Origin of the sequence: Paenibacillus nasutitermitis (assembly GCF_014641075.1) — a bacterium.
GTDB classification, from domain to species: Bacteria; Bacillota; Bacilli; order Paenibacillales; family Paenibacillaceae; genus Paenibacillus_Z; species Paenibacillus_Z nasutitermitis.
Genome location: NZ_BMHP01000002.1, coordinates 561636 through 588440, shown reverse-complemented (window position 1 = coordinate 588440; position 26805 = coordinate 561636). Strand labels below are relative to the sequence as shown.

The 26805-nt window shown below is 50.3% G+C and carries 25 protein-coding genes and 1 pseudogene; 19 read left to right on the top strand and 7 right to left on the bottom strand.

From position 1 onward, the window contains the following. Positions 1 to 111: 111 nt before the first annotated feature. The 6 genes and pseudogenes from IEY46_RS12680 to IEY46_RS12660 all read left to right on the top strand — a co-directional run bounded on the left by IEY46_RS12680 (position 112) and on the right by IEY46_RS12660 (position 5836). Entirely contained in the window at positions 112 to 1770 is a 1659-nt protein-coding gene (locus IEY46_RS12680; protein WP_188992370.1) for a family 10 glycosylhydrolase, read from the top strand. A 94-nt stretch (positions 1771 to 1864) separates the two neighbouring features. Next, entirely contained in the window at positions 1865 to 2380 is a 516-nt protein-coding gene (locus IEY46_RS12675) for a hypothetical protein (RefSeq protein WP_188992369.1), read from the top strand. A gap of 384 nt (positions 2381 to 2764) precedes the next feature. Next, entirely contained in the window at positions 2765 to 3748 is a 984-nt protein-coding gene (locus IEY46_RS12670) for a zinc-binding dehydrogenase (RefSeq protein ID WP_188992368.1), read from the top strand. A 22-nt stretch (positions 3749 to 3770) separates the two neighbouring features. Next, the gene (locus tag IEY46_RS12665; RefSeq protein ID WP_188992367.1) at positions 3771 to 4349 is read left to right on the top strand and encodes a GNAT family N-acetyltransferase; all 579 of its coding nucleotides are present in this window, start codon (positions 3771 to 3773) and stop codon (positions 4347 to 4349) included. A gap of 318 nt (positions 4350 to 4667) precedes the next feature. Next, a pseudogene (locus IEY46_RS37035) lies at positions 4668 to 4839 on the top strand (DinB family protein); the annotation flags it as partial. Between the two features lie 31 nt (positions 4840 to 4870). Beyond that, positions 4871 to 5836: an aldo/keto reductase gene (locus IEY46_RS12660; protein ID WP_188992366.1), complete on the top strand. Its 966-nt coding sequence runs from the start codon at positions 4871 to 4873 to the stop codon at positions 5834 to 5836. A gap of 113 nt (positions 5837 to 5949) precedes the next feature. Here the strand turns inward: IEY46_RS12660 and IEY46_RS12655 are convergent, their stop codons facing one another. Beyond that, on the bottom strand, positions 5950 to 6711 hold the full coding sequence (locus tag IEY46_RS12655) for an SDR family oxidoreductase (RefSeq protein ID WP_188992365.1): 762 nt from the start codon (positions 6709 to 6711) through the stop codon (positions 5950 to 5952). A 148-nt stretch (positions 6712 to 6859) separates the two neighbouring features. Continuing rightward, positions 6860 to 7585 (bottom strand): YwaF family protein, encoded by a 726-nt coding sequence (locus IEY46_RS12650; protein WP_188992364.1) that lies wholly within the window; start codon positions 7583 to 7585, stop codon positions 6860 to 6862. Between the two features lie 270 nt (positions 7586 to 7855). Here IEY46_RS12650 and IEY46_RS12645 point away from each other — a divergent pair, with 270 nt between their 5' ends. From IEY46_RS12645 to IEY46_RS12635, 3 genes are all read left to right on the top strand, one after another. Continuing rightward, positions 7856 to 8692 carry an undecaprenyl-diphosphate phosphatase gene (locus IEY46_RS12645; protein WP_188992363.1) on the top strand — a complete coding sequence of 279 codons (837 nt, stop codon included), beginning with the start codon at positions 7856 to 7858 and terminating at the stop codon, positions 8690 to 8692. A 144-nt stretch (positions 8693 to 8836) separates the two neighbouring features. After that, positions 8837 to 9400: a hypothetical protein gene (locus IEY46_RS12640; protein ID WP_188992362.1), complete on the top strand. Its 564-nt coding sequence runs from the start codon at positions 8837 to 8839 to the stop codon at positions 9398 to 9400. Between the two features lie 40 nt (positions 9401 to 9440). After that, a complete protein-coding gene (locus IEY46_RS12635; protein ID WP_188992361.1) occupies positions 9441 to 9704 on the top strand; it encodes an HPr family phosphocarrier protein in 264 nt (87 codons plus the stop codon). 75 nt (positions 9705 to 9779) lie between these two features. Here the strand turns inward: IEY46_RS12635 and IEY46_RS12630 are convergent, their stop codons facing one another. Further along, on the bottom strand, positions 9780 to 10271 hold the full coding sequence (locus IEY46_RS12630) for a C40 family peptidase (protein ID WP_373288831.1): 492 nt from the start codon (positions 10269 to 10271) through the stop codon (positions 9780 to 9782). A gap of 345 nt (positions 10272 to 10616) precedes the next feature. Here IEY46_RS12630 and IEY46_RS12625 point away from each other — a divergent pair, with 345 nt between their 5' ends. Then, complete coding sequence (locus IEY46_RS12625; protein WP_188992359.1) at positions 10617 to 11777, top strand: MGDG synthase family glycosyltransferase; 1161 nt, start codon at positions 10617 to 10619, stop codon at positions 11775 to 11777. A gap of 23 nt (positions 11778 to 11800) precedes the next feature. Here IEY46_RS12625 and IEY46_RS12620 read toward each other — a convergent pair whose 3' ends face one another. The 3 genes from IEY46_RS12620 to IEY46_RS12610 form a co-directional block, all read right to left on the bottom strand. Then, positions 11801 to 12700 carry a M15 family metallopeptidase gene (locus tag IEY46_RS12620; protein WP_229750273.1) on the bottom strand — a complete coding sequence of 300 codons (900 nt, stop codon included), beginning with the start codon at positions 12698 to 12700 and terminating at the stop codon, positions 11801 to 11803. A 271-nt stretch (positions 12701 to 12971) separates the two neighbouring features. Next, the gene (locus IEY46_RS12615; protein ID WP_188992358.1) at positions 12972 to 14000 is read right to left on the bottom strand and encodes a sensor histidine kinase; all 1029 of its coding nucleotides are present in this window, start codon (positions 13998 to 14000) and stop codon (positions 12972 to 12974) included. Continuing rightward, complete coding sequence (locus tag IEY46_RS12610; protein ID WP_188992357.1) at positions 13997 to 14668, bottom strand: response regulator transcription factor; 672 nt, start codon at positions 14666 to 14668, stop codon at positions 13997 to 13999. Before IEY46_RS12610 ends, IEY46_RS12615 begins: the two co-directional genes overlap by 4 nt. Positions 14669 to 14855: 187 nt before the next feature. On the opposite strand from IEY46_RS12610, the gene IEY46_RS12605 reads away from it, so the two are divergent. Continuing rightward, a complete protein-coding gene (locus IEY46_RS12605) occupies positions 14856 to 15626 on the top strand; it encodes an ABC transporter ATP-binding protein (protein ID WP_229750272.1) in 771 nt (256 codons plus the stop codon). Beyond that, entirely contained in the window at positions 15613 to 17544 is a 1932-nt protein-coding gene (locus tag IEY46_RS12600; protein WP_188992355.1) for an ABC transporter permease, read from the top strand. Before IEY46_RS12605 ends, IEY46_RS12600 begins: the two co-directional genes overlap by 14 nt. Before the next feature lie 77 nt (positions 17545 to 17621). On the opposite strand, the gene IEY46_RS12595 is transcribed toward IEY46_RS12600, so the two are convergent. Next, positions 17622 to 18245, bottom strand: coding sequence for a biotin transporter BioY (locus IEY46_RS12595; RefSeq protein WP_188992354.1), 624 nt, complete (start codon positions 18243 to 18245; stop codon positions 17622 to 17624). 96 nt (positions 18246 to 18341) lie between these two features. On the opposite strand from IEY46_RS12595, the gene IEY46_RS12590 reads away from it, so the two are divergent. From IEY46_RS12590 to IEY46_RS12560, 7 genes are all read left to right on the top strand, one after another. Further along, a complete protein-coding gene (locus IEY46_RS12590) occupies positions 18342 to 19193 on the top strand; it encodes an energy-coupling factor ABC transporter ATP-binding protein (protein ID WP_188992353.1) in 852 nt (283 codons plus the stop codon). Then, complete coding sequence (locus tag IEY46_RS12585; protein ID WP_188992352.1) at positions 19184 to 20920, top strand: ATP-binding cassette domain-containing protein; 1737 nt, start codon at positions 19184 to 19186, stop codon at positions 20918 to 20920. Before IEY46_RS12590 ends, IEY46_RS12585 begins: the two co-directional genes overlap by 10 nt. A 260-nt stretch (positions 20921 to 21180) precedes the next feature. Next, complete coding sequence (locus tag IEY46_RS12580) at positions 21181 to 21507, top strand: YnfA family protein (protein WP_188993784.1); 327 nt, start codon at positions 21181 to 21183, stop codon at positions 21505 to 21507. 147 nt (positions 21508 to 21654) lie between these two features. Beyond that, entirely contained in the window at positions 21655 to 22320 is a 666-nt protein-coding gene (locus IEY46_RS12575) for a futalosine hydrolase (RefSeq protein ID WP_188993782.1), read from the top strand. Further along, complete coding sequence (locus IEY46_RS12570) at positions 22317 to 23156, top strand: 1,4-dihydroxy-6-naphtoate synthase (RefSeq protein ID WP_188992351.1); 840 nt, start codon at positions 22317 to 22319, stop codon at positions 23154 to 23156. The genes IEY46_RS12575 and IEY46_RS12570 overlap by 4 nt, the downstream gene beginning before the upstream one ends. Positions 23157 to 23406: 250 nt before the next feature. Then, on the top strand, positions 23407 to 25446 hold the full coding sequence (locus tag IEY46_RS12565; RefSeq protein ID WP_188992350.1) for a penicillin-binding transpeptidase domain-containing protein: 2040 nt from the start codon (positions 23407 to 23409) through the stop codon (positions 25444 to 25446). Positions 25447 to 25656: 210 nt separating this feature from the next. Next, positions 25657 to 26652, top strand: a complete 996-nt coding sequence (locus tag IEY46_RS12560) for a cation diffusion facilitator family transporter (RefSeq protein WP_188992349.1) — start codon at positions 25657 to 25659, stop codon at positions 26650 to 26652. The last annotated feature ends 153 nt before the right edge of the window (positions 26653 to 26805 follow it).

Below are 26805 nucleotides of genomic sequence, written 5' to 3'. Positions count from 1 at the left end.
CAAGGCCTTGTTTTCACGAAAATGAAAAAATATAAAGCAACAATTTCCATTATGAAGCGTCCATATATATGCAAAGAAGATGAGCATAAAGAGATGATGGAGGATTTTGTAATGACCCTACGCAAGTGTTTGGCAGTTTTGCTGTTTGTTGTTTTGTGGTCGCAAGCGGCCGCTCCATCGGTGAGTGCCGAGACCCCCAAAAGCATATCCATTTTTTTGGACGGTCAGCAAATTAAAAGCGATGTTTCCCCTTATATTGTCCCAAAAGCAGATACAACCTTGGTTCCTTTGCGGGTTATCAGCGAAGGACTGGGCGCGTCTGTAGATTGGGAACAACTTACCAAAAGTGTGACGATCAGTTGGCCGGAGACTATGATCAAGATGACCGCAGGTCAAACCTACGCGCTTGTGAATGAGAACAAGGTCAAATTAGGCACGACCGTAACGGTAAAGCAGGGAAGAGTAATGGTGCCGCTGCGATTCGTCGGCGAGCAGCTCGGGCTGCAGGTGAACTGGAACCAAAAAGCATATTCGATTACACTGCTTAGCAACAGCCTGGCTTTGCCCGTGGATCCTGTCGAGCCCGTTGATCCGGTCGCTCCCTCGCCGCCTGTCGATCCAACGCTCCCTCTGCCTCCTGTTGACAGCGGTAACGGAAACAATGGCAGCAGCGCAGGCCTTCGGGGTACCTGGGTATCCACGGTATACAATCTGGATTGGCCGTCTGCGGGCTCATACGGAAATAAAGTCAGGCAGCAGGATGAATTCATCAAGCTGCTGGATGAGCTGCAGGATATGGGCATGAATGCCGTGTTTGTACAAGTGCGGCCTGCCGCAGATGCTTTATACAACTCTTCACTTGTGCCATGGTCAACTTATCTGACCGGGACAAGCGGGAAAGCGCCGGACTATGATCCGCTGGCTTTTATGATCGGCGAAACGCATAAACGGGGAATGGAGTTTCATGCGTGGTTTAATCCTTTCCGGGCGAGCACCGATACGACAACAAGCAAACTGGCCAGCAATCACGTGGTGAAGCAGCATCCGGAGTGGATCGTCAAATCCGGCGACAAGCTCTATATTAATCCCGGCATTCCCCAGGCGAGGCAGCATATCATCGACACGATCATGGAAGTAGTCAGGCAATACGATGTGGACGGAATCCATCTGGATGATTATTTCTATCCTTCCGGCGGTACGTTCGGCGACGATGTGACTTTCCGGACCTATAACAGCAACAGGATTGCCAAGCTGGCTGACTGGCGGCGCGATAATATCAATGAATTCGTGCAGCAGCTGGGAGTGTCCATACACAGTGCAAAACCTCAGGTCCAATTCGGCATCAGCCCCTTTGGCGTATGGCGCAATAAAGCCATGGATGCGACCGGCTCAGATACGAAGGCAGGCGTAACCGCTTATGACAGTATGTACGCAGATGTGCGGACATGGATCAAAAAGGAATGGATCGATTATGTTGTACCTCAAATTTACTGGAGTTTCTCATTTACGGCCGCTCCATACGGAACATTGGTGAATTGGTGGTCGGATGAAGTCAGAGGCACCGATGTGAAGCTTTATATCGGACATTCTCCTTATAAGCTGGGAACTTCCGAAGCAGGTTGGCAAAGCGCCAATGAGATCATTGATCAGTTGACATTCAATGCGCAGGTCAAGGAAGTAAGCGGTGAAGTATTCTTCAGCGCCAAGGATTTAAGGAAAAATCCGCTTGGACTTCTGCAAGCCTTAAGCAGTTATTACGCGCTTAATTAATCGTTTATAGATTGTAACCTTTTCGAAACAATTTGGAGCCACATCTCGTTTATAGTAGGGATATAAAGAAGAACCTTATAGGGAGTGGCTTGAATTGAAAAAATTATCCTTTTGTGCAGCAGTCCTCGTAGCCAGTCTGGCCTTTTCCATTACGAACGCTAACGCCGTAGGCAACGGCCGCTATGAACCGGTTCCGCAGTCAACTGACATGCAGACGGCGTTTGTTAATCATATCGATTACAAAGACGGGAAGCTGCTGTTAACCGCCGATTATATTCAATGGCTGGAAGGAGCGGCCGCCGATGAAGCTTTTCTCAAGGATGAGCCTGATTCCGGTCTGGACGGCGCTCCTGACGGTTATTATGTGATCAACTCCGATCCCCAACTGAGAACGCTGGAACTCGATCCCGATGCCCAGATCGTCATGCAGATTTATGATCATAGCGGGCTGCTTGATGATCTTCAGCCAGCCTGGAATGAGACGATTCCGGTAAGTAAATTCATGGCTATCTACGGGGATAAGCATATTGTGGATTTGAGTTCATTTCCGTACCACCTGACGATTCAGGGCGGGAAGGTTGTTCGTATCGTACAGCAGTATATCCCTTAAATCGCCATTCATTACAGCCGCCCGCGCTTATGCCGGACAGTTTTTTTTGAAAAACTGTGTGCTTCATCCCGGCAGCTGTATAACCCTAATCCTCATATTCTTGATTTGGAACTGAAAAACTGGTTAGAATAACGGGATAGGGTGTAATAACGAATACGGAGAGTATACGGCTATTTCCTGCAAGGCAAATCATTTGTGAAGCCGGAAAAACGCGAAATCAGAGCAGGGAATGCGAGAAAGAGCCGGTACGAAGTTTTGTTTGCTTCAGCGGTAAGAACGGCAAGTTTTTCCCAATATTTTGGAGACAGGGCCTGCACAGGTCCTGTTTTTGCCTTATACTTGAAGTCAGCTACATAAAGCCCAACAGCAGGGGAGGTATTTCTTATGAAAGCATTAGTATGGAACAGACCGGGGAAGCCGGAATCGCTGGAGTTTACGGAACTGGCAGACCCAGTGGCCGGTCCAGGCGAGATTAAGGTGAAGGTGATTGCTTCGGGTCTGAATCCGGTTGATTACAAAGTCGCGCTGAACGGCCATCCCGCATGGGTGTATCCCTTTGTGCCGGGTGTCGATGTTGCCGGGGAAGTCGTGGAACTGGGTGAAGGTGTCTCTAAGTGGCAGATTGGCGACCGCGTCGTCTATCATGGGGATCTCGCAAGGCCGGGAGGATTCGCTGAGTACAGCGTGACTACGGCCCATACGGTAGCCCGCATTCCGGAAGGCATCTCTTTCGTAGAGGCTGCGGCGTTCCCCTGCGCCGGATTAACGGCGTATCAAGCATTATTTCGCAAAATGCATATTCGTGAGGGTCAATCGATTCTCATACATGCCGGCGCAGGAGGGGTAGGCGGATATGCCATTCAACTGGCCAAACTTGCCGGGGCATCCATCATTCTGACCACGGCGTCCCAGAAAAGCATGGAGCATGTGAAAGATCTTGGTGCCGACATTGGCATTGATTATAATAAAGAGGATGTCTACAGCAGAGTCAAAGAAATTACTGGAGGTTCAGGCGTTGATCTCATTTTAAACTCCCTTAACCGCGCAACGGCTCAGGAGGATTTAAACGTTCTGAAATTTGGCGGGCAGCTGGCCTGTATTGCGGGCGCGCCCGAAATCGTGGCGGATTTTCAGCCGTCCACCAAGTCGTTTACGCTGCACAAATTGATGCTTGGCGGGGCACACGGTTCGGGAATCCGGGAGGCGGAGGAAGAACTGGCAGCGATGGCGGACGAATTTATGGCTCTTATGCTGGAGAAGAAGATCAAGTCGATGATGAGTGAGATTATCACAATGGAACAGCTTCCAGATGCATTGACTCGGCTGTCGAAACGGCATGTGATTGGTAAATTGGTGCTTCTCCTCTAATAAAGGGAGGAAGGAATAATGATTGCAGAGCGGGGGTGCCGGTACGGAACAGTTGGTCCTTACATCCACGGAGAACTTGAATCATGAATTATGGCCAGAAGCCCGGCGGCTCTACCATCAGGCTTTTCCACAGGAAGGACGGAAATCAGACGCCGTTATCAAGCGGATGTTCGAGCGGCGAATTGGCATGCTCCATATGGGTCAGTTGGGGCAGCAGGTTGCTGCGATGGCGATCACCGGGATTAGCGATGATGGCCGGGTATTGCTGATTGACTATCTGACGGTCCGTGAGGACCTTCGCGGACAAGGAATCGGAGTGGCGTTTGTAGATGCGGTTTCCCGCTGGGCAATGGAGGAACAAGGACTGGAAGGGATGCTCATTGAAGTCGAAGCCGATGGTTCACCAGTGAACGCAGAGCGGGTCCGGTTCTGGGGGAATTGCGGGTTCACCCCCACGGAATATGTCCATTCCTACAGGTGGGTGCCTGAACCTTACCGGGCGATGTACAGATGGTTTAAGCAGGGGAGCGATTTGCCTGTGGACGGCGAAATTTTATTCCGGTATATTACTGGTTTTCACCATAAAGCTTATGCCAAATAATGATGGACAAGCGTCAAGACTGCCACTCCGGCAGTCTTTTTTTTGGAATTTACAGTGGGAATGAGTCCACTGTCAGGTATGCGTGCACGAAGAGCCGGATGAAAGCTCGCTATCGGCCTGCAAATTGCTTTTGAATTCGGAGCGGGGTTGTGATAGGTTAAGAGGGAATGTAAGGTATCCGCCTGCCTGCAGATACGCACCGGGGAAATGGAGTCTGAATGAAGTCATCGGCCATATCTCGGCAACCAGGATGATTACATAAATGCCGCTTCTTTTGATTCCCTTCCCTTGTCGGAAATGATTCAGGAATTTAGTATCGTCAGGCGCTCCACCATCTGCTTGCTGAAGGGATTGTCAGAAGAAGCGTGGGCGAGAAGAGGGATGGCCTGAAAACCATGAAAGTACAGTTTCCGCTTGGGCATATATAATTGCCGGACATGAGCTCCATCATGAAAGAATCATAAAGGAGAGGTACCGCAGCGGAATTTAGTCTGAAAGTTACATTAAGGAGGCAATACCGGATGAATCCGATCAAAATCGAAGGTACGGACCTAGCCATGCTGCCTATCGCATTGGGCACAGCTGATTATGGGACCGGCGTGTCCAGAGAGCAGTCTTTCCGCATGATGGACCAGTTTGTCGAAGGCGGCGGCAGCGTGATTGACAGTGCACGCGTATATGCGGACTGGCTTCCGGACGGCCATGGAATGAGCGAGAAAACAGTTGGTGACTGGTTGAAAACGAGCGGCAAACGAAAGCAAATTCTCCTATCCACCAAAGGTGCCCATCCCAGACTGTCGGCAATGGACGTCCCCCGGATGTCGCCGCAGGATATCGCCGCTGATCTCGAAGAAAGTCTCACCGCGCTCGGCGTGGATGAAATAGATCTATACTGGCTGCACCGGGATGACCGCAGCAGACCCGTCGGCGAAATTCTTGAGACGCTCAATCAATTGAAACGGGATGGTAAAATCCGCCATTTCGGCTGTTCCAACTGGCGCTCCGACCGCATAGAGGAGGCAGCGGCTTATGCCCGAATTCAAGGTCTCACGGGTTTTGCCGCCAGTCAAATTCAGTGGAATTTGGGCCAAATCAATGAGGAGGCCATCCTCGATCCCACTATGGTTATCATGGATGAAACAGAGCAGCATTTCCACAGAGAGACGGGAATGGCGCTGTTCGCATTCACCTCGCAAGCCAGAGGTTTTTTTCAAAAAATGGAGGCTGGTGGCGTAGAATCCTTAAGGGAATCAACGAGGTCAGCTTATTATAACGAGATCAACCTGGGCCGTTTGCGCCGTGCTGTGGAATTATCCCGGCAATTATCCGTTTCCATATCCGTCATTGTACTCAGTTACTTGACCAGCCAGCCATTCCCGGTCATTCCCGTCATTGGAAGCCAAACCCCACAGCAGGTCAACGACGCGCTGGCGGCTGTTGAGGTCAGATTGACCCCGGCGATGGTCAAGTATCTGGAAGAAGGCTGAGAACAAGTACCCGAATGACCTGAATAATTATAAAAAAACAGGCCGGAAAACCTCCATATTAAGGTTCCCGGCCTGTCTCTTTGAAAAACGTTAAAAACGTTCAGGTTATTCGCTTAGTAGGCTGTCCAGCCTCCGTCAGCGGTTATGACTGTACCATTGATATAGCTGGCATCATCGGAAGCAAGGAACAGCGCAATGCGCGCAATTTCCGCAGGGTCGGCTGGCGCTGCCCGGTTCAGTCCCATACCGGCTACTGCATTTTCCAAGCCGTACGGATCCGGGGTTTGCATGGTGGTGCCGATATTGGTAGCCACGGCTCCCGGAGCAATAGCGTTGCAGCGGATGCCGGCTTTGGCATATTGGAACCCGACGTTCTTGGTGAGTCCGATAACGCCATGCTTGGAAGCCGTGTAAGCCAGTCCGGCCCTTGAGCCGAAAAGACCGCCTACCGAAGCCGTATTGACAATAACGCCTTTGCCCTGCTGGAGCATGATCGGGAGGGATTTGCGGATGGCTCTCATCGGACCGGTCAGATTAATGTCAATAACCTTGTTCCACAGATCATCCGTAACCTTCTCAGCGGGGACCATATTATCCATAATACCTGCATTGTTGACCAGGACATCAAGAGAGCCGAAGCTTTGAACAGCCGTATCGATCATCCGCTGAACATCCTCTTCCTTGGTTATATCCGACTTGACTCCGACTGCCCGGCCGCCTGCGGCCGTAATTTCCGCGACGACGCTGTTAATTTCGCTTTCGTTCACATCAGCAACGACAACGCAAGCGCCCTCCTGTGCAAACAAAAGCGCCATTGCTTTGCCCATTCCCGAGGCTGCGCCGGTAATAACGGCTGATTTGGATTGAAGTTTCATGTTTCCCATCCTTTCGAAATCGTATCTCGTTCTGTGTCGCTTGAAAGACGTACCGTTGAGATTAATTGCCATGTTCTCTTAAAGGATAGCATGACCTGACAGTGTGTCAAACGCATAGTGGTACGATTCCCATTCTTGCAGGTGGATATCAGCCGGTTTTTGTTTCTTTGGTATCCTTGAAGGCAAATGGCAGGTACAGAATCAGGAACATCACGACAGCAGCCGCTTCCAGCGACAGGAGGTACCAAGGATAAGGGCCAAGAAAATCCAGTAAGGAAGCGGTCTCCGGTTTACCGGTGAGAAACATATAGTTTCCCCCGGTCAGGTTATTAACGAGCAGGACAATAACAAGCAGCACATTCAGAAAAGCCATCGTAATGGCGATTGACTTCATCGTTGGCCGGAAACCTTCCACCCAGACCATATACAGCACGGAAAGAATAATAACGATGTGGGCGGTGAAAAATTCGATAAAACGAAAATGCGGGTAGCCGTAATAGAGCACAGGCGTGAGCAGAGCCTGTATTGCCCCCCCAATTCCGGTGAAATAAGCAATTTGAAACAGCCGTTGGCTTCTGGTAAGCAGCATCAGGATACACAGATACAAGGAGATGCTGCATAGCTCAAGCGGCAATGTGCTTTTAACCCGATAGACTCCCTCTGCCGCATACCATATGTTCAAGGAAGCTTCGCAAAGGATCAAAAGGGCGGCCAGACCGTAACGGCCCCATCGGCTCCGCCTACCGGACTGGAACCAGTGGCGCAGCAGGAAGAGCACAATGACAGACAAAACGAAAACAAGCAGCGCGAATAGATGGGATAGAGAAAAAGCGAGGAAAACTCCATCCGGTTTCGCGTTGAAAAAATGATTCACAAGCGCTGGCCTCCTTGGTTTCGCAATGGATATCTATCCCATTATACTATCTTTCAGGCAGAGCCTTGCCTATAAATACCGGCGTATAGGCTCTAGCCGGGAACGAAAATGTTGCCTTGAATCACGAGGGGTTTAATCGCATCAACTGATGAAAACTTTTTTGCACTTTCGTACGTTATAAATAGGATGGGGAAAAAGTGCTGATCAATAGAGATGAAAGAAAAAACTTGCGAGAGTTAAGCTTAATGGAACGGGAGTGGATACGCATTTATGGATTTTATTCAATTTTTTAAAGCATTGCTGCTAGGCCTGGTGGAAGGGATGACGGAATTCGCCCCTGTCTCTTCGACGGGACATATGATTATCGTTGATGATATGTGGCTCAAATCTGAGGAATTTTTGACCAAATATGTGGCAAATACATTTAAAATTGTTATTCAACTGGGCTCCATACTAGCCGTTGTCATTATTTTTTGGGGCCGGTTTATGGATTTGTTGGGGCTGCGGAAGTCCAGTCAGCCAGAGACGGGGACTGTCCCCGGACAACGTCTGAAATTGTCGCAGGTCATTGTCGGCTTGATTCCTGCGGGCATTTTAGGAGTGTTGACGGAGAACTATATTGACGACCATCTGTTTTCCACCAAAACAGTGCTGATTGGGCTGGTGCTGGGCGCCATCCTGATGATTGCCGCCGATCGCTTCGCTCCGGCTGTTCCGCGAATTCAATCGGTAGACCAAATCACATACAGACAAGCTTTAATGATCGGGCTCGTTCAATGTCTATCACTGTGGCCGGGTTTCTCCAGATCGGGTTCGACAATTTCGGGAGGCGTTCTGCTTGGTATGAGCCACCGCGCGGCAGCCGATTTCACCTTCATCATGGCTGTGCCGATTATGCTGGGGGCAAGCATTCTTTCACTGTTCAAGAACTGGGAGTATTTCACCATGGATTCCTTGCCGTTTTTTGTTGTCGGTTTTCTGAGCGCGTTTCTGTTTGCTTTGATTTCCATCCGCTTCTTCCTGAAGCTGATCAACCGTATTAAGCTGGTTCCGTTTGCCATTTACCGGATTTTGCTTGCGGTTGTTGTGTATATTCTTTATTTCTAAATCCTTCCGAATGGGGGTAATTTCCACCCGGTTGAACGGTTCGGCTTTTCCCTTTTGAAATGTTATAATCAAGATAAGGTCCGTTTCAAAACCGTTGTTACCCCTTCAGGATGACTGGAACAAGCTTGGAGTGAGAAGGATACTTTGAAGAAGCTGTTGATATTTTTGGTTGTTTTCCTGTTGCTGCTGGGGTTAGGGGGTGCCGGCGCCTTATGGTACATCTCCCCTGGCCAGAACCTCGATATGGCTTATCAAAAAGTGCCTCTTGTGGACCGGGCCGTGGATATGGCGAAACGTATGTCCACGGAACTGATTTTGACCGAGGGGGATATCAACAACATTGCAAAACAGGCGCTCTCGGAGACGCCGGGTTACAGCGGCGGAATTGTCGTAACGGGAGCGAAATTTCAGTTGGCGGGCGAGCGTTTGATTGCTGATCTGAATATCAGATACAGGGACCGCATCCCGGCTGCTCTGAAACTTTCCTACCGTCTGGAGTGGCGCAGTCCGGATCTGGTTGCGGTGATCGAAGAGGCCAAACTGCGGGATATCCCTTTATCAACTGGTTATTTCGGGAATGTCGCCATTCCAATCAGCCGGCAGCTGCCGGGAATCCTTACCATCCGCAGCGTCAGAATCCAAAACGAAAGCCTTATCGTAGAGTTCCAGAAACCAACCCTGGAGGATTTAAACGGGCTGTTGCATTAATGGCACGTCAATTCGAAAACGATATGAAGAGGTTGATACTGTGAAGTCACATGAATTTGTTATCCACTCTGAAGTTTCGAGAGACGATTTGATTGCGGTTTTTCAAAAAGCTACCCATTTCACATCCGACATCCAAATTTACTTTGACCATCATTTCATTGAGCACGCAGTGGATGCAAAAAGCCTTGTAGGGGTTATGCTGGTACCGGTTGATTCGGGTACGAAGATCCGGATTGAAGCAAAAGGGGATGACGAGGAAGAAGCGTTGTCCTTTATTATTCAATTATTAGAGGCATGCAAGTAGGGGTTTGGCATATGGCAACAAAAAAAAGGGGACGATCCGAAAGCTTTTCGGAGAATCCCCTTTGTATTGCCTGTATTAAAGTACACGGCGAGCAGTCGTGTAATGTTTACTCCACCAGCCGGATTTGATGCTGGATACGGTCACACCAGGTTTGCCATACGTATGGATCACTTTACCATTTCCGATATAGATTCCGACATGATGGATCGGGGAGTAGAAGAATACGAGATCTCCGACTCTCAACTTACTTTTAGAAACATATTTTCCGACCTTGGATTGTTGTTTGGAAGTACGCGGCAATTTGATGCCTACTTTAGAGAATACGCGCTTCGTAAAGGATGAGCAGTCAAAGCTGGTGGTTGTGCTGGTCGATGCTCCGAACCGATATTTTACGCCCATATACTTTTTAGCATTTGAGACGATTTTGGATTGGGTTGAGCTTGTGGATACGGAAGCTGCGGCGACCGGTTTGGGCGGCGCGACCAAGGTGCTGCTGGCCAGGACGGATAAACTCAATGTAAGTGTGACCAGGGTTTTGCGGAATGTAATTTTGCTGTTCAATTTTATTGCCTCCTATGGGTGTAATAGAATCTAAGATGGGTGTGGAAGATTACATGAATCACTATATCATGCCGGAAGTTCCCACTATTTACATAGGGTGCCGATTCCCGAACGCTTCTGCGGCATCTGGGAGTTTATGAGAATTTGATTAGAAAATCCTCACCGGAGACATATAGACAAACCGTTTTTCGCTGATTAAAATAAAGATTTTGTCTGTGTTGGCCTCAGGTATTGAAATTAACACCGGTACATGTGATGATTTAATATAGCGAGAATGAATGGGAAAACAGAATAATAGTATAAATAGAGAAAGAGAGTTATCCTGTTTATGAAAGGGGAAACTTCATCGACATGCATAACGGCAAAATTCTGATTCTGACCGGCAATTATGGGGACGGCCATCAACAGGCAGCTGCGGCGATCGGCCATTCCATGCAGCTTAACTACCCTGGGGCCGAGACCGTCATCGTAGATGTGATGGATTTGACCCATCCCTATTTTCACTCCATCGGCCGTTACCTTTTTCTGCAGGGCCTGAAAAAAGTGCCCTCTATGTATGGCTATTTGTACCGTAAAACAAGGCATGTCAACACGTTTTCGGATTTTCTGAAGAAAATTAACCGGTTTGGCGGGGATAAGCTGCTGCATCTGATTCAGAGAACGGGCCCTTCCGTCGTGGTCTCTACGTTTCCCGGCGCAGCAGGCCTAATGTCCCTGCTAAAGTCAAACAACTTGACGGATGTGCCTACGGTGACCGTGATGACGGATTATACCGTGCACAGCTATTGGGTGTATCCTTATACCGATCTATATATAGTGGGTTCGGATGAAGTGAAGCAGGGACTTCTCCGCCATCACATCCCGGGACATGAGATTAACGTGTCGGGTATTCCCATTCGCTTGGAGTTCAATCCGAATCTTGATATCGCAAAGCTGCGGATTAAACATCGTCTGGAAAACGATCGTCCAACGCTCCTGATAATGGGAGGCGGCGACGGTTTTTTTGGAGAGGTTCCCCATCAGATTGAACTGCTGGAATCAGTAGCTGATCCCATACAAGTCATGATCATCTGCGGGCATAATCAGAGGTTGAAACAGCAATTGGAGGACAAACTAAAGCATTCCCGGCATCGGATTTTTATTTTGGGCTATATTGATTATGTACATGAGCTGATGGCTGTTTCCGACCTGCTGGTCACCAAAGCTGGAGGCCTTACCATTACGGAAGCATTAGCCATGGAGCTGCCGATGATTGTCTTTAAACCGCTTCCGGGACAAGAGGAAGATAACGTTGATTTCCTGCTTCAATCGGGGGTGGCTCTTCTGGCCAGCAGCGCGAAGGATTTAGTCAACAAAATCAGTGAATGCTTCTGGAAGCCGGCGATTTTGCGGGCAATGAGCTTGAAAGCCAGACATATCGCCAAACGGAGAGCGGGGCTGGACGCTGCGGAAGCGATATGGAAACTGAGCTATAAAGGGTCGGCCTATCAGCAGGGGTTGTCGGGAGGTTAAAGTTTGAAAACAGCAGTATCTGATTAATCTGTAACCGCAATGGAGCCGTCCCCATGCTGCTCAGCATATTGCTCCAGTGTCAAATCCCCAGAAGCTATGATTGCTGCGATTTCTTCACCTACATATCGGATATGCCATGGCTCATATTTGTAGCCGGTTAATGCATCTTTCCCTTCGGGATAACGAATAATAAATCCATATTCACTGGCATGGCGGGCGATCCATACGGCTTCCTTGGTGCCGCCAAAGCAGTCTGATGCCGCGCATTTTCCGCTGCGGGCGGTAACGTCTATAGCGAGCCCCGTCTGGTGCTCGCTTGTTCCGGGAACGGCGCTGTATGTGCGGGCTTTGTCCCATCCATCTTGGCGGACATAGCGGTCAAACAGCGTTTTTTGTGTAGAATAAGACCGATATGCAGACACGCCTGAAAGGGGTAGCCCGTCCTCCCGGGCGGCAGCGAACATTTTTTCCAGCGCATCGGCGGCTGCCTTGCGCATTTTGCGTTTCTCGATTTTCTCGGCAAAGATAAACGGAACATCGGGATATACGAGATCGGATGGCTTATAATCATCGGGCAGTGCAAAATGTTTGTTAATCAGAGCTGTAACACTTTCAGGCTGTGCCACCACGACAATGGAATCGTCATTGTTGGGTGAATTGTTTTCATCCGGGACCGGAGAAGGTTCCCCGTTTGCCGCTTGATTACTGCCGGTCTCCGGCTTTTGTCCGGTTGGCTTGTCCGTTCCGGGCTGAACCGTACCCGTAGACGGGCCGTTATTTTCCGACCCATTCATTGGATTTTCGTCCTGTATGGGTTGCTTGTCCGCGTTTATGTTCTCGATCGTGACTACAGTAATGAACGTACAGACCAGCAGCATCAGAATAGCCAGCCGGCGGCCTGTTTTTCTTCGTGTTTTTTTCATCTGTCGAATCCTCCCGAAAATAATCTGTATTCATTGTAATAGCCGAATGTTTCTCGGGCAGGCATCGCTTGTTTCAAGCTTGTAAACATTTGAGCACAAGATTGTTAGCAAGTCTCTTTCCTATTGGCCATGTACTAGAATAAACGTGAATTCAAAATAGAAGGTTTCACTTTCGACAATTAGCAATAAATCTCAAAAATCCAGTTCAATTAGAAGGACGCCTTTAAATTCCCGAATGAAAAAGAGCCCGCGGAAGTCCGCAGGCTGCATGCTATAACCGGTAATAATTTTCCAGCTTCGGAATGTGAATCGTCACTTCTGTGCCTGTTCCTTCCTCTGACCGGATCGACAGGTCATGTCCTAATTTACGCGCCATTTGTCTGGCAAGATACAGTCCCATCCCTGTTGACTTGGCATAAATCCTTCCGTTGGTCCCCGTGAACCCTTTATCGAACACGCGATGCACATCCTCGGCGCTGATGCCGATTCCGGTATCGGAGATTAGCAATCTTTTTTCTCTGTTGTCCTCCTCAAAGCTGAAAACAATGGCTCCGCCATCCGGCGTATATTTTAGAGCGTTTGCCGTAATTTGATCAATTATATAACTGAGCCACTTGCTGTCGCTCTGTATAAAATGCTGCATGTCATTCATTTGCAGGCTGATATTCTTGTTAATGAATAGTTTGGCATATTTCTTCACGCTTTCTTTGATTCTTTGTCCCAACTGGACCTCTGTAATGAAATAGTCCTTGGAGAAGGAGTCGATCCGGGAATAGTAGAGGACCTGCTCCACATAATTGTCGATTTTAGCCAGCTCGTCTTCCAGCTTGTCCACGATATATTCAACCGATTTCCCGGGGCTGTTACTCATCAACAGGCGGCTTGCCGCGATGGGAAGCTTCACTTCGTGAATCCAGGAGAGGATGAAATCCTGATGGTCGCGCTGCTCGGTCACAGATTCCTGCAGATCGCGGGTATGGGAGGCACTCAGTTTCCGGAGCAGCTCCAGATAGATCGCCTGCTGATGATTTTGCGGTTCCGCCAGAGAAGCGGCAGCATGCTGTGAATTTTCCCCCGACCATTCCTTCAGCTCAAGGAAGAATACTCTGCGGTAAGCATAACCGGCAGCCAGGTAGACCAGCAGGAAGAAGAGACAGCCTGCATTGGCATACACGATATTATGATAGATAGGCTGTCGATCTCCGATACTGAACAGCATAACCGAAGAAATGAACACCATAATCAGGACATAGAAGCCGAGAAAAAAACGTTTATCCAGAAGGTAGTGGTAGAAGCTCATGATATAATATAACCTTCTCCTTTCCTTGTGGAAATAAAGGAATCCGCGTTGAGCTCAGCGAGCTTTTTACGTATCCGGTTGATATTGACCGTCAGCGTGTTGTCATCCACGAAGCTTTCATCTTCCCACAGGCTGCGCATTATTTTTTTGCGGTTGACGACTGTCCCTTTGTGCTGCATGAGCAGCTTCAATATGGTTAATTCGGTACGGGTCAGCTCCACCCGTTTGCTTCCGGCACCAATATATCCTTCACCGGGATAGAGAACGATGCCGTCATGCTCGATCACACTCAAGGTGTTTTCCGTGTAGGCGTAAGTGCGGCGGAGGATGGCATTTATTTTGGCAATCAGCACCTCGGTAAAGAAAGGTTTCTGAATGAAATCATCGCCTCCCGTATTCATGGCCATAACCATATCAATCGGCGTATTGCGGGAGGATAGGAACAGAATGGGCACTTTTGAGATTTCCCGAATCTGATTGCACCAATAGAAGCCGTCGAATGAAGGAAGATTGATATCCATCAGGACAAGCTGGGGATTCTCATTAACAAATAACTGCAGCACATGGTCGAAATCATCGACGGCGACCGTTTCGAAGCCCCATTTTATAAGCGATTCCGCCACCTGCTCGCCGATTATGCGATCATCTTCGACAATCATTATCTTCATGTCTATCCCTCCAAAGCTTGCTCTATGGTTGCAACATACCATTTTCCCGGAAATCAAAGCAATAGAAAAGGCGAAGATGACAGGATTGTAAGATTGAGCCGCTAGTTTGTAAGCCTGCATCCTGATTGCATCTTGTAAACTACAAACATGAGCACTACAGATAATCGATATGAAGGAGCTGCAGAAGATGTCCAGAACAGTAGTGGAAGCAAAGCAAATCAGAAAAATATACGGCTCAAAAGGAAATGTGTTTATGGCTTTGGATGAGATTGACCTTACCATACGGGAAGGGGAATTCGTTGGCATCATGGGCCCGTCCGGATCGGGTAAATCGACCTTGCTGAACTTGCTCGCAACGATTGATCAGCCGACCTCGGGCGATATTATGATTGATGGAACCAGCCTAATGAAGCTGAACGAGGAACAGCTGTCGGTTTTCCGAAGAGATAAACTGGGTTTTATATTCCAGGATTTTAATTTGCTGGATACGTTGACGGTCAAGGAGAATATTCTGCTGCCGCTTGCCTTGGCCAAAAAGGATGTAAGAGAATTGGAGAGAAGAGTGGAAGAGATCGCCGATAAATTCGGCATCCGGCCTATTTTGGATAAATACCCGTATCATATTTCCGGCGGTCAGAAGCAGCGTACAGCAGCATCGCGCGCGATTGTCGCCAGTCCCAGCCTGATTCTCGCCGATGAGCCTACGGGTTCGCTCGATTCCAAATCGGCGACCGATCTGCTCGAGTGCCTGCGCGATTTGAACGAGCAGGTGCAATCGACTATTCTCATGGTCACGCATGACGCTTTTGCGGCAAGCTATTGCAAGCGGGTGCTTTTTATCAAAGATGGGCGGATGTTCACGGAGGTCACGAAGGGCAGTGCCACCCGCAAAGAGTTCTTCAACAAAGTACTCGATGTATTGTCGGTACTGGGGGGTGGCACAAGTGACGCTGTTTGACATCGCGAAGAAGAATGTGACCGGAAATTTCAAAAGCTATTTGATATATTTTGTTTCCATGATATTCAGCGTTGTGATTTATTACACCTTTGTTTCCCTGCAGTATTCGGCGGAAATTCAGGCTGCAATGCAGTCATCGCAAGCAATGAGCTCTGTTTTTATGGGGGCGTCCATCGTTTTGATTTTATTCGTAGCTGTATTCATCTGGTATTCGAATTCGTTTTTCACCAGAAAGCGGAAAAAAGAGGTCGGTCTGTATTCGCTTCTTGGCCTCAGAAAAAAAACAATCGGCAGATTGCTGTTTTATGAGAACCTCATTATGGGAGCAGCCGGGGTGGCGATCGGCGTTGTGCTGGGAACGTTGTTGTCCAAGCTGTTTACGATGATATTCCTCAAGCTGTTGGACTCAGCTATTGATATAAGCTTCAGTATCCCGGTTGAAGCCATTATCAATACCGTTGTTGTATTTGCCGTACTGATCCTGTTCACATCCGTTCAGGCCTACCGGCTCATATACCGCTTCAAGCTCATTGAATTATTCCAGGCAGAGAAGGAAGGCGAGCAGGCACCCAAAGCTTCTCTGGCAGCCGCAGCTCTTGCCGTCATGCTCCTCGCCTTCAGTTATTGGCTTGTTTTCCAGCCGATGACAACAAGTGAACAGATGGGCAGAAATCTGCTGTTATTTGTTGCAGCGCTCATCGCCGGAACCTACTTCCTGTTCCGTTCTGCCATTGTCCGGCTGCTGCGAGTATTTCAGCGCAACAAATCACGTTATTACCGCGGGATGAATGTTATTGCGACCTCGCAGCTGCTGTACCGGATCAAAGGAAATACCCGCACGTTAACCATAATTGCCCTGCTCAGTGCGGTCACCTTAAGTGCGGTCGGTGTAGGCAGCAGTATGTACTACAGCAATGAAGTTAATGCGGATGAAGCGGCGCCCTTCAGCTATAGTTATATTGCCGATGGTGGAGCATTGGATCGTCAGGTAGAGGAAATTCTGGCAGCGGATAAGGACCATCCCGTCAAGAAAAAGGTAACGATACCCGTCATTATGGTCAAGGCTGACGTATCAGCCCTGGCATACCATCCAACGAATTATCCGCCCGATGAAACACCTGTGAAACTGCTTGCGGCAAGCAAATACAATGAGCTCTCCCATGCTTTAAACCGGCAGGAGCAAGTACAGCTGGCGGATAACGAGGCGGCAGCCATCCGCCCGAGATATGCTGCAGAACTGTCACCATCCGATTATGAAGGGCGCTCTGTCCCCATTAAAGCCTCACGGGGGGACACGGAAGTCACCGTTGTGAAATTCCTCGAAGGCCATGTTCTGCGCTGGAGTTTTCCCGATATGACATTCGTGGTAAGCGATCAGCTGTTTGAGAAAATTGCGGGGCAGATTCGCCCGGTTCTATACCATGAGTACCAGGTTGAGAATCAGCAAACCACACAAGCCGCCTCCTTGCAATTGGCGGAGCTTGCGTCAGATAAGAATCAGATGGCCTCGTATTATGATATATACCGTGAAGGTTTGGAGAATGCGGGATTGAATATTTTTACCCTTGGTTTTCTGGGTCTGGTGTTTCTGGCTGCAACGGGCAGCATCATCTATTTCAAGCAGCTAACCGAAGCCCGGTCGGATAAAGGGCGCTATGATATTTTGCGGAAAATCGGCGTCAGTCGAAAAGAGATCCGGGCTTCAATCGCCAAACAGACGTTTTTTATTTTCGCCCTCCCCCTTGTTGTTGGCATTCTTCACAGCTCGATGATTTTAAAGGCGTTGTCGAGTATCAATCTCATCACGGGCAGCGTGACCGTCCCTATAGTTACATCAATGATTGTTTATATTCTTATTTATTTGCTCTATTACATGCTGACCGTCCAGTCTTTAAACAAAATCGTGAACAAATCATAACGACGAACGAAAAAAAAGCCCGCGCCTGTTTCTTTGGAAGCAGTGCGGACTTTTTATGTATGGACAGAGCTCTGTTTTTACTTTTGCTTGGACGCGCGCAGTCTAGGTAGCAGCGGCCGCAATATGGGGATCAAGAGAAAAGCAACAACGGTCTTGATCGTATCGCCTGTCAGGAACGGATAACAGCAGGCAGCCAGTGCTTTTGCCAGCGAAACATGGGCAAAATGCGCATACCACAAAACACCTGAAGCATAGATGAATAATACGCCGAATACGATTATGCCTAGCAGCAGCGCGATCCGCCCCTTAGTGGTCAGCTTGTTTCCGCTGCCGAATACCAGATCGCTAGTCCAACCGATCAACAGGGCCGCAAACGGAAACATCCAGATGAAGCCTGCTGTAGCTCCCATCAAGACGGACAATCCGCCATGGCCATTAAGGAGCGGCAGACCGGTTGCTGTCAGAAGCACGACGAGAGCGATGCTCCAGAACCCGTATGATGCGCCAAGCAGTCCGCCGGCGAGCATGACGGCAAGCGTCTGCAGCGTAATGGGAATGGCTGTATACCACAACGGAATTTGAATGAAACTGAATGCGATGAACAGGGCAGCGAAAAGTGCAGTAAATACAATACCGCGGATACGGTAGATTGTCCCGGGCTGGGAGGCTGCTGTTGAAGCGTTTGGATACGATGAAGACATTGTCAATTCCCCTTTCATATGTTAACCTGTTTTTAATCCGTGGTTAACAATTGAAATTCTAACATGACATTATCAACTTGGGAAGAGTGAATTTTCGTGAATGAGCATTTGAGTGGCAATCCTGTTCTTTTATCGGCTATCACGGTGAGCGGCAATCCGGAAGCTGAAGAGAACGGTCCCCTGCGATTGAACGGGATTGATCTGAAGCTGGAAGCCGGCGAATGGCTGAATCTGGTCGGTGTGAACGGGAGCGGGAAAACAACACTGGCCCGTTTGCTTGCGGGTTTAACGATGGAGGGCATTCGGGGAACCATTGAGCGCGGTTTTGCCGGAAATGGTCCATCGCCATATGTCATGCAGCATCCCGATGCGCAGCTGTTTGGCGAGAATCCCCGGGAAGAGGTGAACTTTGCATTGGAGTGGCGCGGGATACCCGCTGATGAAATACCGGGGAAATCCGACTCTGTTTTATCTTGGACAGGACTTATGCCGATTGCGGATTTACCTTGGGAGCAGCTGTCAGGCGGTCAGCGCCAGCTTGCGGCCGTTGCCGCATCGGCAGCTGCCGAAGCTCCGCTGCTTGTATTCGATGAAGCCACATCCATGCTTGACGAGGTTTCCCGGGCAAGCGTCAAGCAGATCGCCGAACAATTATGCCAAGCTGGAACGGCAGTGGTATGGGTTACCCAGCGTCTGCATGAGCTTGAGCCATTGCAGCGTGTCGTTGCAATGGCAGAAGGGCAAATTGTATATGACGGACCAGGGCGCAGGTTTCTGCTCGGCGACGGGCGGGCGGAAACAGGACAAACGCCATGCGAGCTCTGCGGACTGCGGCTGCCTTATCTGGCAGCGCTGGCTCTTGAAATGAACCGTCTGGGCAAGCTGGTTCCCGGTGCACCGCTTCCTGTAACACCGGCTGAGTGGCGGGAGGCATTAATGTGGCCATAGGCGCGAAATCGGTTAATTTAACCATAACAGGAATCTCGGTCGTTACGGGAAACGACTCGCTGATACATCCCGAATCCATGGAGACGCAGCTGGAGCTGGAAGCAGGTTCAATCACGCTTGTAATGGGACGCAATGGAACGGGGAAAACGTATTTGCTCGAAAAGATTGCGGGGTTGCGGCCTTCTCAGGACTGGGAAATGATCTATGGTGAGGATAATATCTGGCAAATTGGAAAAACAGGAAGGCGCCGTTTGAACCGGGCAGCGCTTCTGGCTTATGGATATGCGGCTCAAGCGCCGGAAGAACAGCTATTCGCCCGCTCCGTCCGCAAAGAGCTTGAGTATGTGCTCAAGCCTTACCATCTCAGCATGCAGGACATGGAGCGGCGTATGGAAGAAGCGCTCCAGGCTGTCGGTTGGGATCTTGCGTGGCTGGAGAAAGATCCTTACAGTATGAGCGGCGGTGAGCGAAGGCGGACGGCGCTCGCCTGCTTGTTCGCCGTTCCCGCCAGCTGGCTTCTACTCGACGAACCGACAGCCGGTCTGGATGCTGCCGGCCATGAGCTGCTTGCCGAGCAGTTGAAGAAGCGGGCTGCGCAAGGACAGGGAATTATCCTTATTTCCCATGAATACGACTGGGCTGCGCCGCTCGCCGATACAATGCTCATTGTGTCTGGAAGCGGCGCGGCAAGACGATGCGCACGCGATGGGATCCTTGAACATCCGCAGTGGCTGAGGCAGGCCGGTATGCCGGTACCGGATTGGCTTGAAATCGCTCACGAATGCTGGAAAGCCGGGTATCCGGCTGACAAGCTGTGGTCGCCGGCCGGGCTGGCCGCAGGGCTGCCGGATCTTAACCTTGCCGGTACCCTGACGAACGCTGCAGGCATCGAAACGGGAGACAGAAGCGAGCCCTTAGAAACAGGCAGAAGGGAAGAGACTACTGCGTCCGCGTCTCCTTTCTCCGGTACAAAGCGTACATCCAGCTCCAAATCCAAACTGCCTGCCTTTGATCCCCGGGCGGTGTGGTTATCTTATATACTCGTATCCAGCGCCATCTTCATGCAGAAGAGCTGGTCCGGCACCGCCTGGTCCGCACTCATTACGCTGGCTGCTATAGCCGGTTTTCATATCCCGCTGCGTCGGTGGAGGCTGCCGATTGTCAGTTTCGGTTTTTTTATGATCATGATCTCGCTGCTGGCGGGAACAGGGAACAACGCCAGCGGTGGCTGGTGGGATACAGATGCCTTTCTGGTATCGCTTCAATCGCTTTCACGTCCCTGGCTGGTCATGCTGCTGGGTCTTGGCCTGCCTCTATCCATCACGCCGCTTCGCCTGCGCCGTTCGCTTGAGCAGTTGCTTTCCTTTAGAGGGCATGTTCCCGATTGGGCGCAGCGAATAATCCTTACGATCACGCTGCTCCTTCGTTTCGTGCCGATCCTGCTGCTGGAATGGGAACGTTTCTCCCGCATTGCGGTTGCCCGGGGCAAAACAACCCGCATCACGCTTGCCGGGGCAGCTGCGAAAGTAAAGGACACGGCCATTCCGTTCATGCTGGCTGTATTCCGGCTCGGCGAGCAAGCGGCAGACGCGCTGGAAAGCAGGGGAATCGGCACGCGCCGGCCGACTTTTATCCGCAGCCGGGATTGGAAGCTGCGGGATACGCAGCTTGTTGCGGCATGTGGGCTTATTCTGGGTTTCCTGTGGTTTTGGACTCATAGCCATTAACAACGATCCCAAGCAACGGCTTACCGAAGCTGCGCATCGGGCTAAAGAGCTGCTGCAGACAACCAGGGTATAATTCATCTTCTATTTTGCGTTATATATCAAAAGCCGGTGTCCTCTGAACAACAGATGCACCGGCTTATTTATGGGTATGCGGTCTGATTTTTTGTACCAGAAGGGTTCTTGCCTAATTCGGCGTCACCCCTTAGGATTGGTTATATGTGTTTCAATGACGTATCCACGATCAAAGGGGGAAGATTGTTATCGGCTTAACCATCGGTTTATTTATAGTGGCCGGCCTGGCGGAAATCGGGGGCGGTTATCTCGTATGGCTCTGGCTTCGGGAATCCAAGCCGATAGGGTATGGTGTGGCGGGGGGATTGATTCTTGTCGTATACGGCATTATTCCGACGCTGCAGCAGTTTCCCAGCTTTGGCCGTGTATATGCTGCTTATGGCGGCGTATTTGTGATTCTGGCTGTGTTATGGGGCTGGGCAGTGGATCGAAAAACGCCGGATCTTTATGACTGGATCGGAGCTCTCGTCTGTATCATCGGTGTCTCCATTATGTTATGGGCGCCGCGCAGCTGAGCCGATTAGGATGCGCTCTTGCCCTCTATTCTCTCTTTCGGTTAAGAAAAGACCGTTGTTGGAATAAGGAGCAAATATCGTGTAAACTTTTATGGTGGAGGGATTTATGCAATGAATTATAAAACGGATGCCGAATATAACGGAGATATGCCGTTACAGTTCAGCCGCAAACAGCAAGTTCTAATTGTGGCTTCTGTGGACGCGGAGAAAGAGGCCGTACTCAGAGGGCTTGGCGCAGACAATCGGTTTCAGGTGATTGCAGGCGGCGTGGGCGCAGCGGCAGCAGCAGCCAGTGCGGCAAGCGCCTTGGCTCACTCCCGTTATGATCTGGTTATATGCGCCGGGATAGCCGGCGGCTTCAAGGATAGGGCGGAAACAGGCTCCATCGTTGTGGCCAGCGAAATAATTGCGGCCGATCTGGGGGCTGAAACGCCTGAGGGGTTTCTTAGTGTGGACGAGCTGGGGTTTGGCAGCTGCCGTGTTCCGGTGCATCAAGGTCTGACCGCTGCTCTGACGGAAGCGATCCGTTCAGCAGGGATTAAGGTTATAGCAGGACCGGTACTGACAGTTTCGACTGCTACTGGTACTGCGGAGACTGCCGAATTGTTGGAAGAGCGCATACCGGGGGCTGCAGCTGAAGCGATGGAAGGCTACGGCATCGGAACGGCGGCTTCGCAGCGCGGGATTCCGGTGCTGGAAATCCGGGCAATCTCCAACAGCGTAGGTCCCCGCGACCGCGATGCCTGGAGAATCGGGGATGCTCTCAAGGCGCTGGAAGAGGCAAGCGCAATTCTATCGGAGGTGTTGTCATGAATATTGCATTTTCTCCTTGTCCGAATGATACGTTTGTCTTTCATGCGTGGGTGCATGGGCTCCTGCCGGATGCTCCCTCATTGAATGTAACGTATGCGGATATTGATATCACTAACAATTTGGCGGCCAAAGTCAGCGGCCCTGAGGTGATGAAGGTATCCTATGCCGCTCTTCCCTGGCTGCTCAACGAATACGCACTGCTGCCTTGTGGTGGAGCGCTTGGGCGTGGCTGCGGTCCGCTGGTCCTAACAGCTGGGGCGGAAGGCGGCAAAGAAGGGCCGGGTGCGCTTATTGGCAAAAGGGTTGCTGTGCCGAGCGAGCGTTCGACTGCTTATCTGTTGTTCCGTTTATGGCTGGCCCAGAATGTACCCGGGGGAGTCGGCGAGATTGTGGTCATGCCTTTCCATGAAATCATGCCTGCTGTCCGGGATGGCTTAATTGATGCGGGACTGGTCATTCACGAAGCCCGCTTTACCTATCCGTCGTATGGCCTCACTCTTCTGACCGATCTTGGCAGCTGGTGGGAAGCGGACACGGGTCTGCCGATTCCGCTTGGCGCCATTATTGCCCGCCGCTCGATGGATCGGGATACGATTGCAGGGTATATTCGGGCATCGGTTGAATATGCCTGGGCGCATCCGGAGGCTTCGCAGACCTACGTGATGAAGCATGCCCAGGAAATGGAGCCCGAAGTGGCACAGGCGCATATTGACCTTTATGTCAACGAATTCACGGCCAATCTGGGCGAGGACGGTTATGCAGCGGTCGAGGCGCTGCTTGGCAGAGCGGCCAAGGAAGGTCTTGTGCCGGAAATCGATCCTTCTCTGCTGCGATAGCAGAGCACGATTAAGGTCGTGGGCCAGTTTCGATTGCACTTTCCAATAATGGAGTCCAGTGGACCAATATTGATACGACTATAGGCTTAAATCAAACAAGCTGGCATTGGTTCTCAACCGATTGCCAGCTTGTTTGTTATGCAGGTTAATCACAATATTTCATTCTTTCTCTATTGTGCAATTTTCCTATGACAAGCTATGATAATAGAGCATATGGGGAAAAAGCCGACAGAGGAAGGAGAGAGAAAAATTGCGAAGATGGCTGTTGAGCTTGACGGGGCTTCTGATAGGGATCATAGCGCTTGCCGGCTGCGACAAAGAACAGGCCGAGAAACCCTCGGATGTGTTCCAAGCTTATTTGCAGGACTGGCAGGGACAGAATTATGCAGCCATGTATTCAAAATTAACGCCGACAGTTAAGTCCTCCCTAACGGAGGAGGATTTTGCCCGGCGCTACAGTAAAATATATGAGGGCATTGCGGTCCGCAATCTTAAGGTAACGGGGGAAGTCCCCCAGAACGAAAACGAGCTTGGGAAAGATGTTATGGAAATCAGTTATTCCTTCAAAGTGGAGCTCGAAACGGATGCCGGTCCGGTTGCCTTCACCCATGAGGCCAAGCTGCTGAAAACCATCATCGAAAAAGAACCCAAGTGGCTCGTTGCATGGGATCCCTCGCTCATTTTTCCGCAAATGCAGGATGGCGACAAGGTGCGCGTGCTGAAGTCCAAAGGGGAACGCGGTCAAATTTACGACCGGTCGGGCAACGGCCTTGCTGTCAATACCGAGCTGCCGCAAATCGGCATCATTCCGGGGAAACTTGGCGCAGACTCCAATAAAACGAAAGCGAAGCTTGCACAGTGGTTAAATTGTTCTGTCGCCGACATTGACAAGAAACTCCATGCATCCTGGGTCAAGGCGGATCTGTTTGTCCCCATTGCGGTTGTTCCGGAAGAATCGCTTGACCAATATTTGGATCTGCCAGGGGTGGACGTTCAGAGGAAGAAGGGGCGCGCTTATCCGTATGGGGAGGCGGCCGCCCACTTGACGGGTTATATCGCTGAAATCAGTGCCGAACAGCTGGAGAAAAACAAGGACAAAGGATACCACACTGGCGATCTGATCGGAAAATCGGGGCTGGAGCTGGTCTATGAGCAGAAGCTCAAGGGCCAAGACGGCATGCGGATTATTATTGTGGACAATCAGGGTAAGGAAAAAGAGGTGCTTGCAGAAATTGAAGCGACTGCCGGAGAGACGGTTATACTGACGATCGATGCGGTTCTACAGCAGACCATTTATGACGAGTTAAAGACCGATACCGGTTCCGCGGCTGCTATCGACCCTCTGGCCGGCGACGTTCTGGCTCTTGTGAGTAGTCCCTCCTACGATCCCAATGTTTTTCAGCGGGGGATTCTTGGCAATCAGTACCGGCATTGGAGTGAAGACCCCCAGAAGCCGTTCCTGAACCGGTTTGCCCAAGGCTACGCGCCAGGATCAGCCTTCAAATTGATTACAGCCGCTATTGGGCTGGATACCGGCAAGCTCGATCCTGCTGAGAAAAAATCGATATCGGGCCTGAAATGGACCGCAGACCGTTCATGGGGAAACTATTATGTGAAACGGGTGCATGATGTCAGTCCGGTCAATTTGCAGGATGCGCTGGTCTACTCGGATAATATTTATTTTGCCCAAACGGCGCTGGCAGTAGGCCGCGAGGCATTCGCAAAGGAGGCGGCCAAATACGGGGTCGGCGAAGCGATACCGATCCCCTATCCCATGAAGAAGTCCCAGATTGCGAACAACGGCATCAACAGCGATGTTCTGTTGGCTGACACCGGTTATGGACAAGGAGAACTGACCATGACCTCGCTGCAGGTCGCGCTGATGTTCTCGGCGGTGGTCAATGACGGCAGTATAATCTACCCGTTGCTGTCGGAACAGGACCGGACTGATCCCGTTAAGTACTGGAAGGAACAAGCAATGTCCCCTGAAACGGCTGGAATTCTCAAAACCGACCTCATCAAGACTGTAAGCACGCCCGGCGGTGCAAGTCACGGCGCTTATATTCCGGGAGTCTCCATTGCAGGTAAAACAGGGACGGCGGAGTTGAAGCAGAGCAAGGGCGGTGAAGGCAGCGAAAACGGCTGGTTTGCCGGTTTTAATGCCGATGATCCGCAGCTTCTGCTTGCGGTTATGATCGAGAATGTGAAAGGGCGCGGCGGGAGCGGCTACACGACTGCCAAGGTTAAGAATATTTTCCTGCAGGCCTTGAACAAAGTTGAAGAGGAATGAGGGTCCAGAATTCCAGAACTTACGATGAAGCGCAGGGCCCGGAATATGTCCTGCAAGGCACTTTCAGGTGTTGAAAAAGAGCGTGACGGAGCATAACTTTTACCTGTGGTGGCAACTTATTCTCAGGCAGGATCTTCGGGGCTGGTTTCTATGGCAACAGCAGAATAAGACTTAGCGAGTCTCGATGAACGAAGGAGGTCTAATCTGAGAGTGAGCAGCTTCATCCAATTAATAAAAAAAGGGAATACGTCCTCGGGGATAGCCGCCTTGGGAAATGCGGGAATTGCCATTCTCAAAGGCGTAGCCGCCTCGTTTAGCGGCAGCGGCACGATGTTTGCATCTGCCATGCATTCTGTAGCGGATGCGATTAACCAGGGGTTTGTATTCTCGGGAAGTGTTCTGGCCGAGCGGGCTCCGTCCAAGCGGTTTCCAACCGGTTTCGGACGAGTGATCAATATTTTCTGTATGGTGGCTGTCATTGTGGTCACGATTATGGCCTATGAGACCATCAAAGAGGGCTTTCATTTATTGAATCATCCCGCTCACGCGACAAACTTCTGGTTGAGCCTGATTGTTCTGCTGATCTCCGTGGGCGTGGACGGAGGCATCCTGATTAAAGCGATGAAGGAAATTGTGAAGGAAACACGCTCGGAAGCGAAAGGAACGGCAATCGTTTCGGCTGCAATCCGGAATGTAGGGCGCGCCGCCCCTCCTACGCGCCTTGTCTTCTATGAGGATGTGGTAGCGACAAGCGGCGCCCTGCTTGCACTTGTTGCCGTCATCATCGCCCAATTCACATCCTTTGACCGTTTTGACGGAATCGCTACGATGCTGATTGGACTGTTAATGGTGTTCGTCGCTTTCAAAGTCGGATATGACAATATGATCGGATTAATCGGGGTAGCCGCCCCGAAAGTCATTGAAGAGCGTATTGCACAGATCATTTTGGAGGATTCCGATGTAAGGGATATCAATAAAATGCGTATCATCCAAGAAGGCCGGTTCTATCATGTGGATGGGTATATCGAGCTTCGCAAAGGTCTGACTTTGGCTGATGCCGACGATATCAAATACCGCGTAAGAGACAAGCTTCTGGCGGACCCGGACATTTCAGACGTAACATTGGGGATCATCGAGGATGACGAGCTGCAAAGCTGGAACAAAAAAGAAGAGGTTGAAATTATTCGCAGTTCGTACATGAAGTGAAAAGTAGAGGGCCTCGGGAGAACTCAAAAGCTTTCACGGACGAACCATCGAAAATTACCATGGTCTTTGTCGATTTTACTAACGGCATTTGTAGTTGAATGGCGAACGAATGACAAAGTTAATAACCAAAAATGCAGCCAATATCCCAGGGGA

What these genes read in the sequence shown, in the direction of transcription:
- IEY46_RS12680 (WP_188992370.1), top strand. Translation starts at nt 112, where the DNA reads ATGACCCTACGCAAGTGTTTGGCAGTTTTGCTGTTTGTTGTTTTGTGG.
- IEY46_RS12670 (WP_188992368.1), top strand. Translation starts at nt 2,765, where the DNA reads ATGAAAGCATTAGTATGGAACAGACCGGGGAAGCCGGAATCGCTGGAG.
- IEY46_RS12660 (WP_188992366.1), top strand. Translation starts at nt 4,871, where the DNA reads ATGAATCCGATCAAAATCGAAGGTACGGACCTAGCCATGCTGCCTATC.
- IEY46_RS12655 (WP_188992365.1), bottom strand. Translation starts at nt 6,711, where the DNA reads ATGAAACTTCAATCCAAATCAGCCGTTATTACCGGCGCAGCCTCGGGA.
- IEY46_RS12645 (WP_188992363.1), top strand. Translation starts at nt 7,856, where the DNA reads ATGGATTTTATTCAATTTTTTAAAGCATTGCTGCTAGGCCTGGTGGAA.
- IEY46_RS12625 (WP_188992359.1), top strand. Translation starts at nt 10,617, where the DNA reads ATGCATAACGGCAAAATTCTGATTCTGACCGGCAATTATGGGGACGGC.
- IEY46_RS12620 (WP_229750273.1), bottom strand. Translation starts at nt 12,700, where the DNA reads ATGAAAAAAACACGAAGAAAAACAGGCCGCCGGCTGGCTATTCTGATG.
- IEY46_RS12615 (WP_188992358.1), bottom strand. Translation starts at nt 14,000, where the DNA reads ATGAGCTTCTACCACTACCTTCTGGATAAACGTTTTTTTCTCGGCTTC.
- IEY46_RS12610 (WP_188992357.1), bottom strand. Translation starts at nt 14,668, where the DNA reads ATGAAGATAATGATTGTCGAAGATGATCGCATAATCGGCGAGCAGGTG.
- IEY46_RS12605 (WP_229750272.1), top strand. Translation starts at nt 14,856, where the DNA reads ATGTCCAGAACAGTAGTGGAAGCAAAGCAAATCAGAAAAATATACGGC.
- IEY46_RS12595 (WP_188992354.1), bottom strand. Translation starts at nt 18,245, where the DNA reads ATGTCTTCATCGTATCCAAACGCTTCAACAGCAGCCTCCCAGCCCGGG.
- IEY46_RS12575 (WP_188993782.1), top strand. Translation starts at nt 21,655, where the DNA reads ATGCCGTTACAGTTCAGCCGCAAACAGCAAGTTCTAATTGTGGCTTCT.
- IEY46_RS12570 (WP_188992351.1), top strand. Translation starts at nt 22,317, where the DNA reads ATGAATATTGCATTTTCTCCTTGTCCGAATGATACGTTTGTCTTTCAT.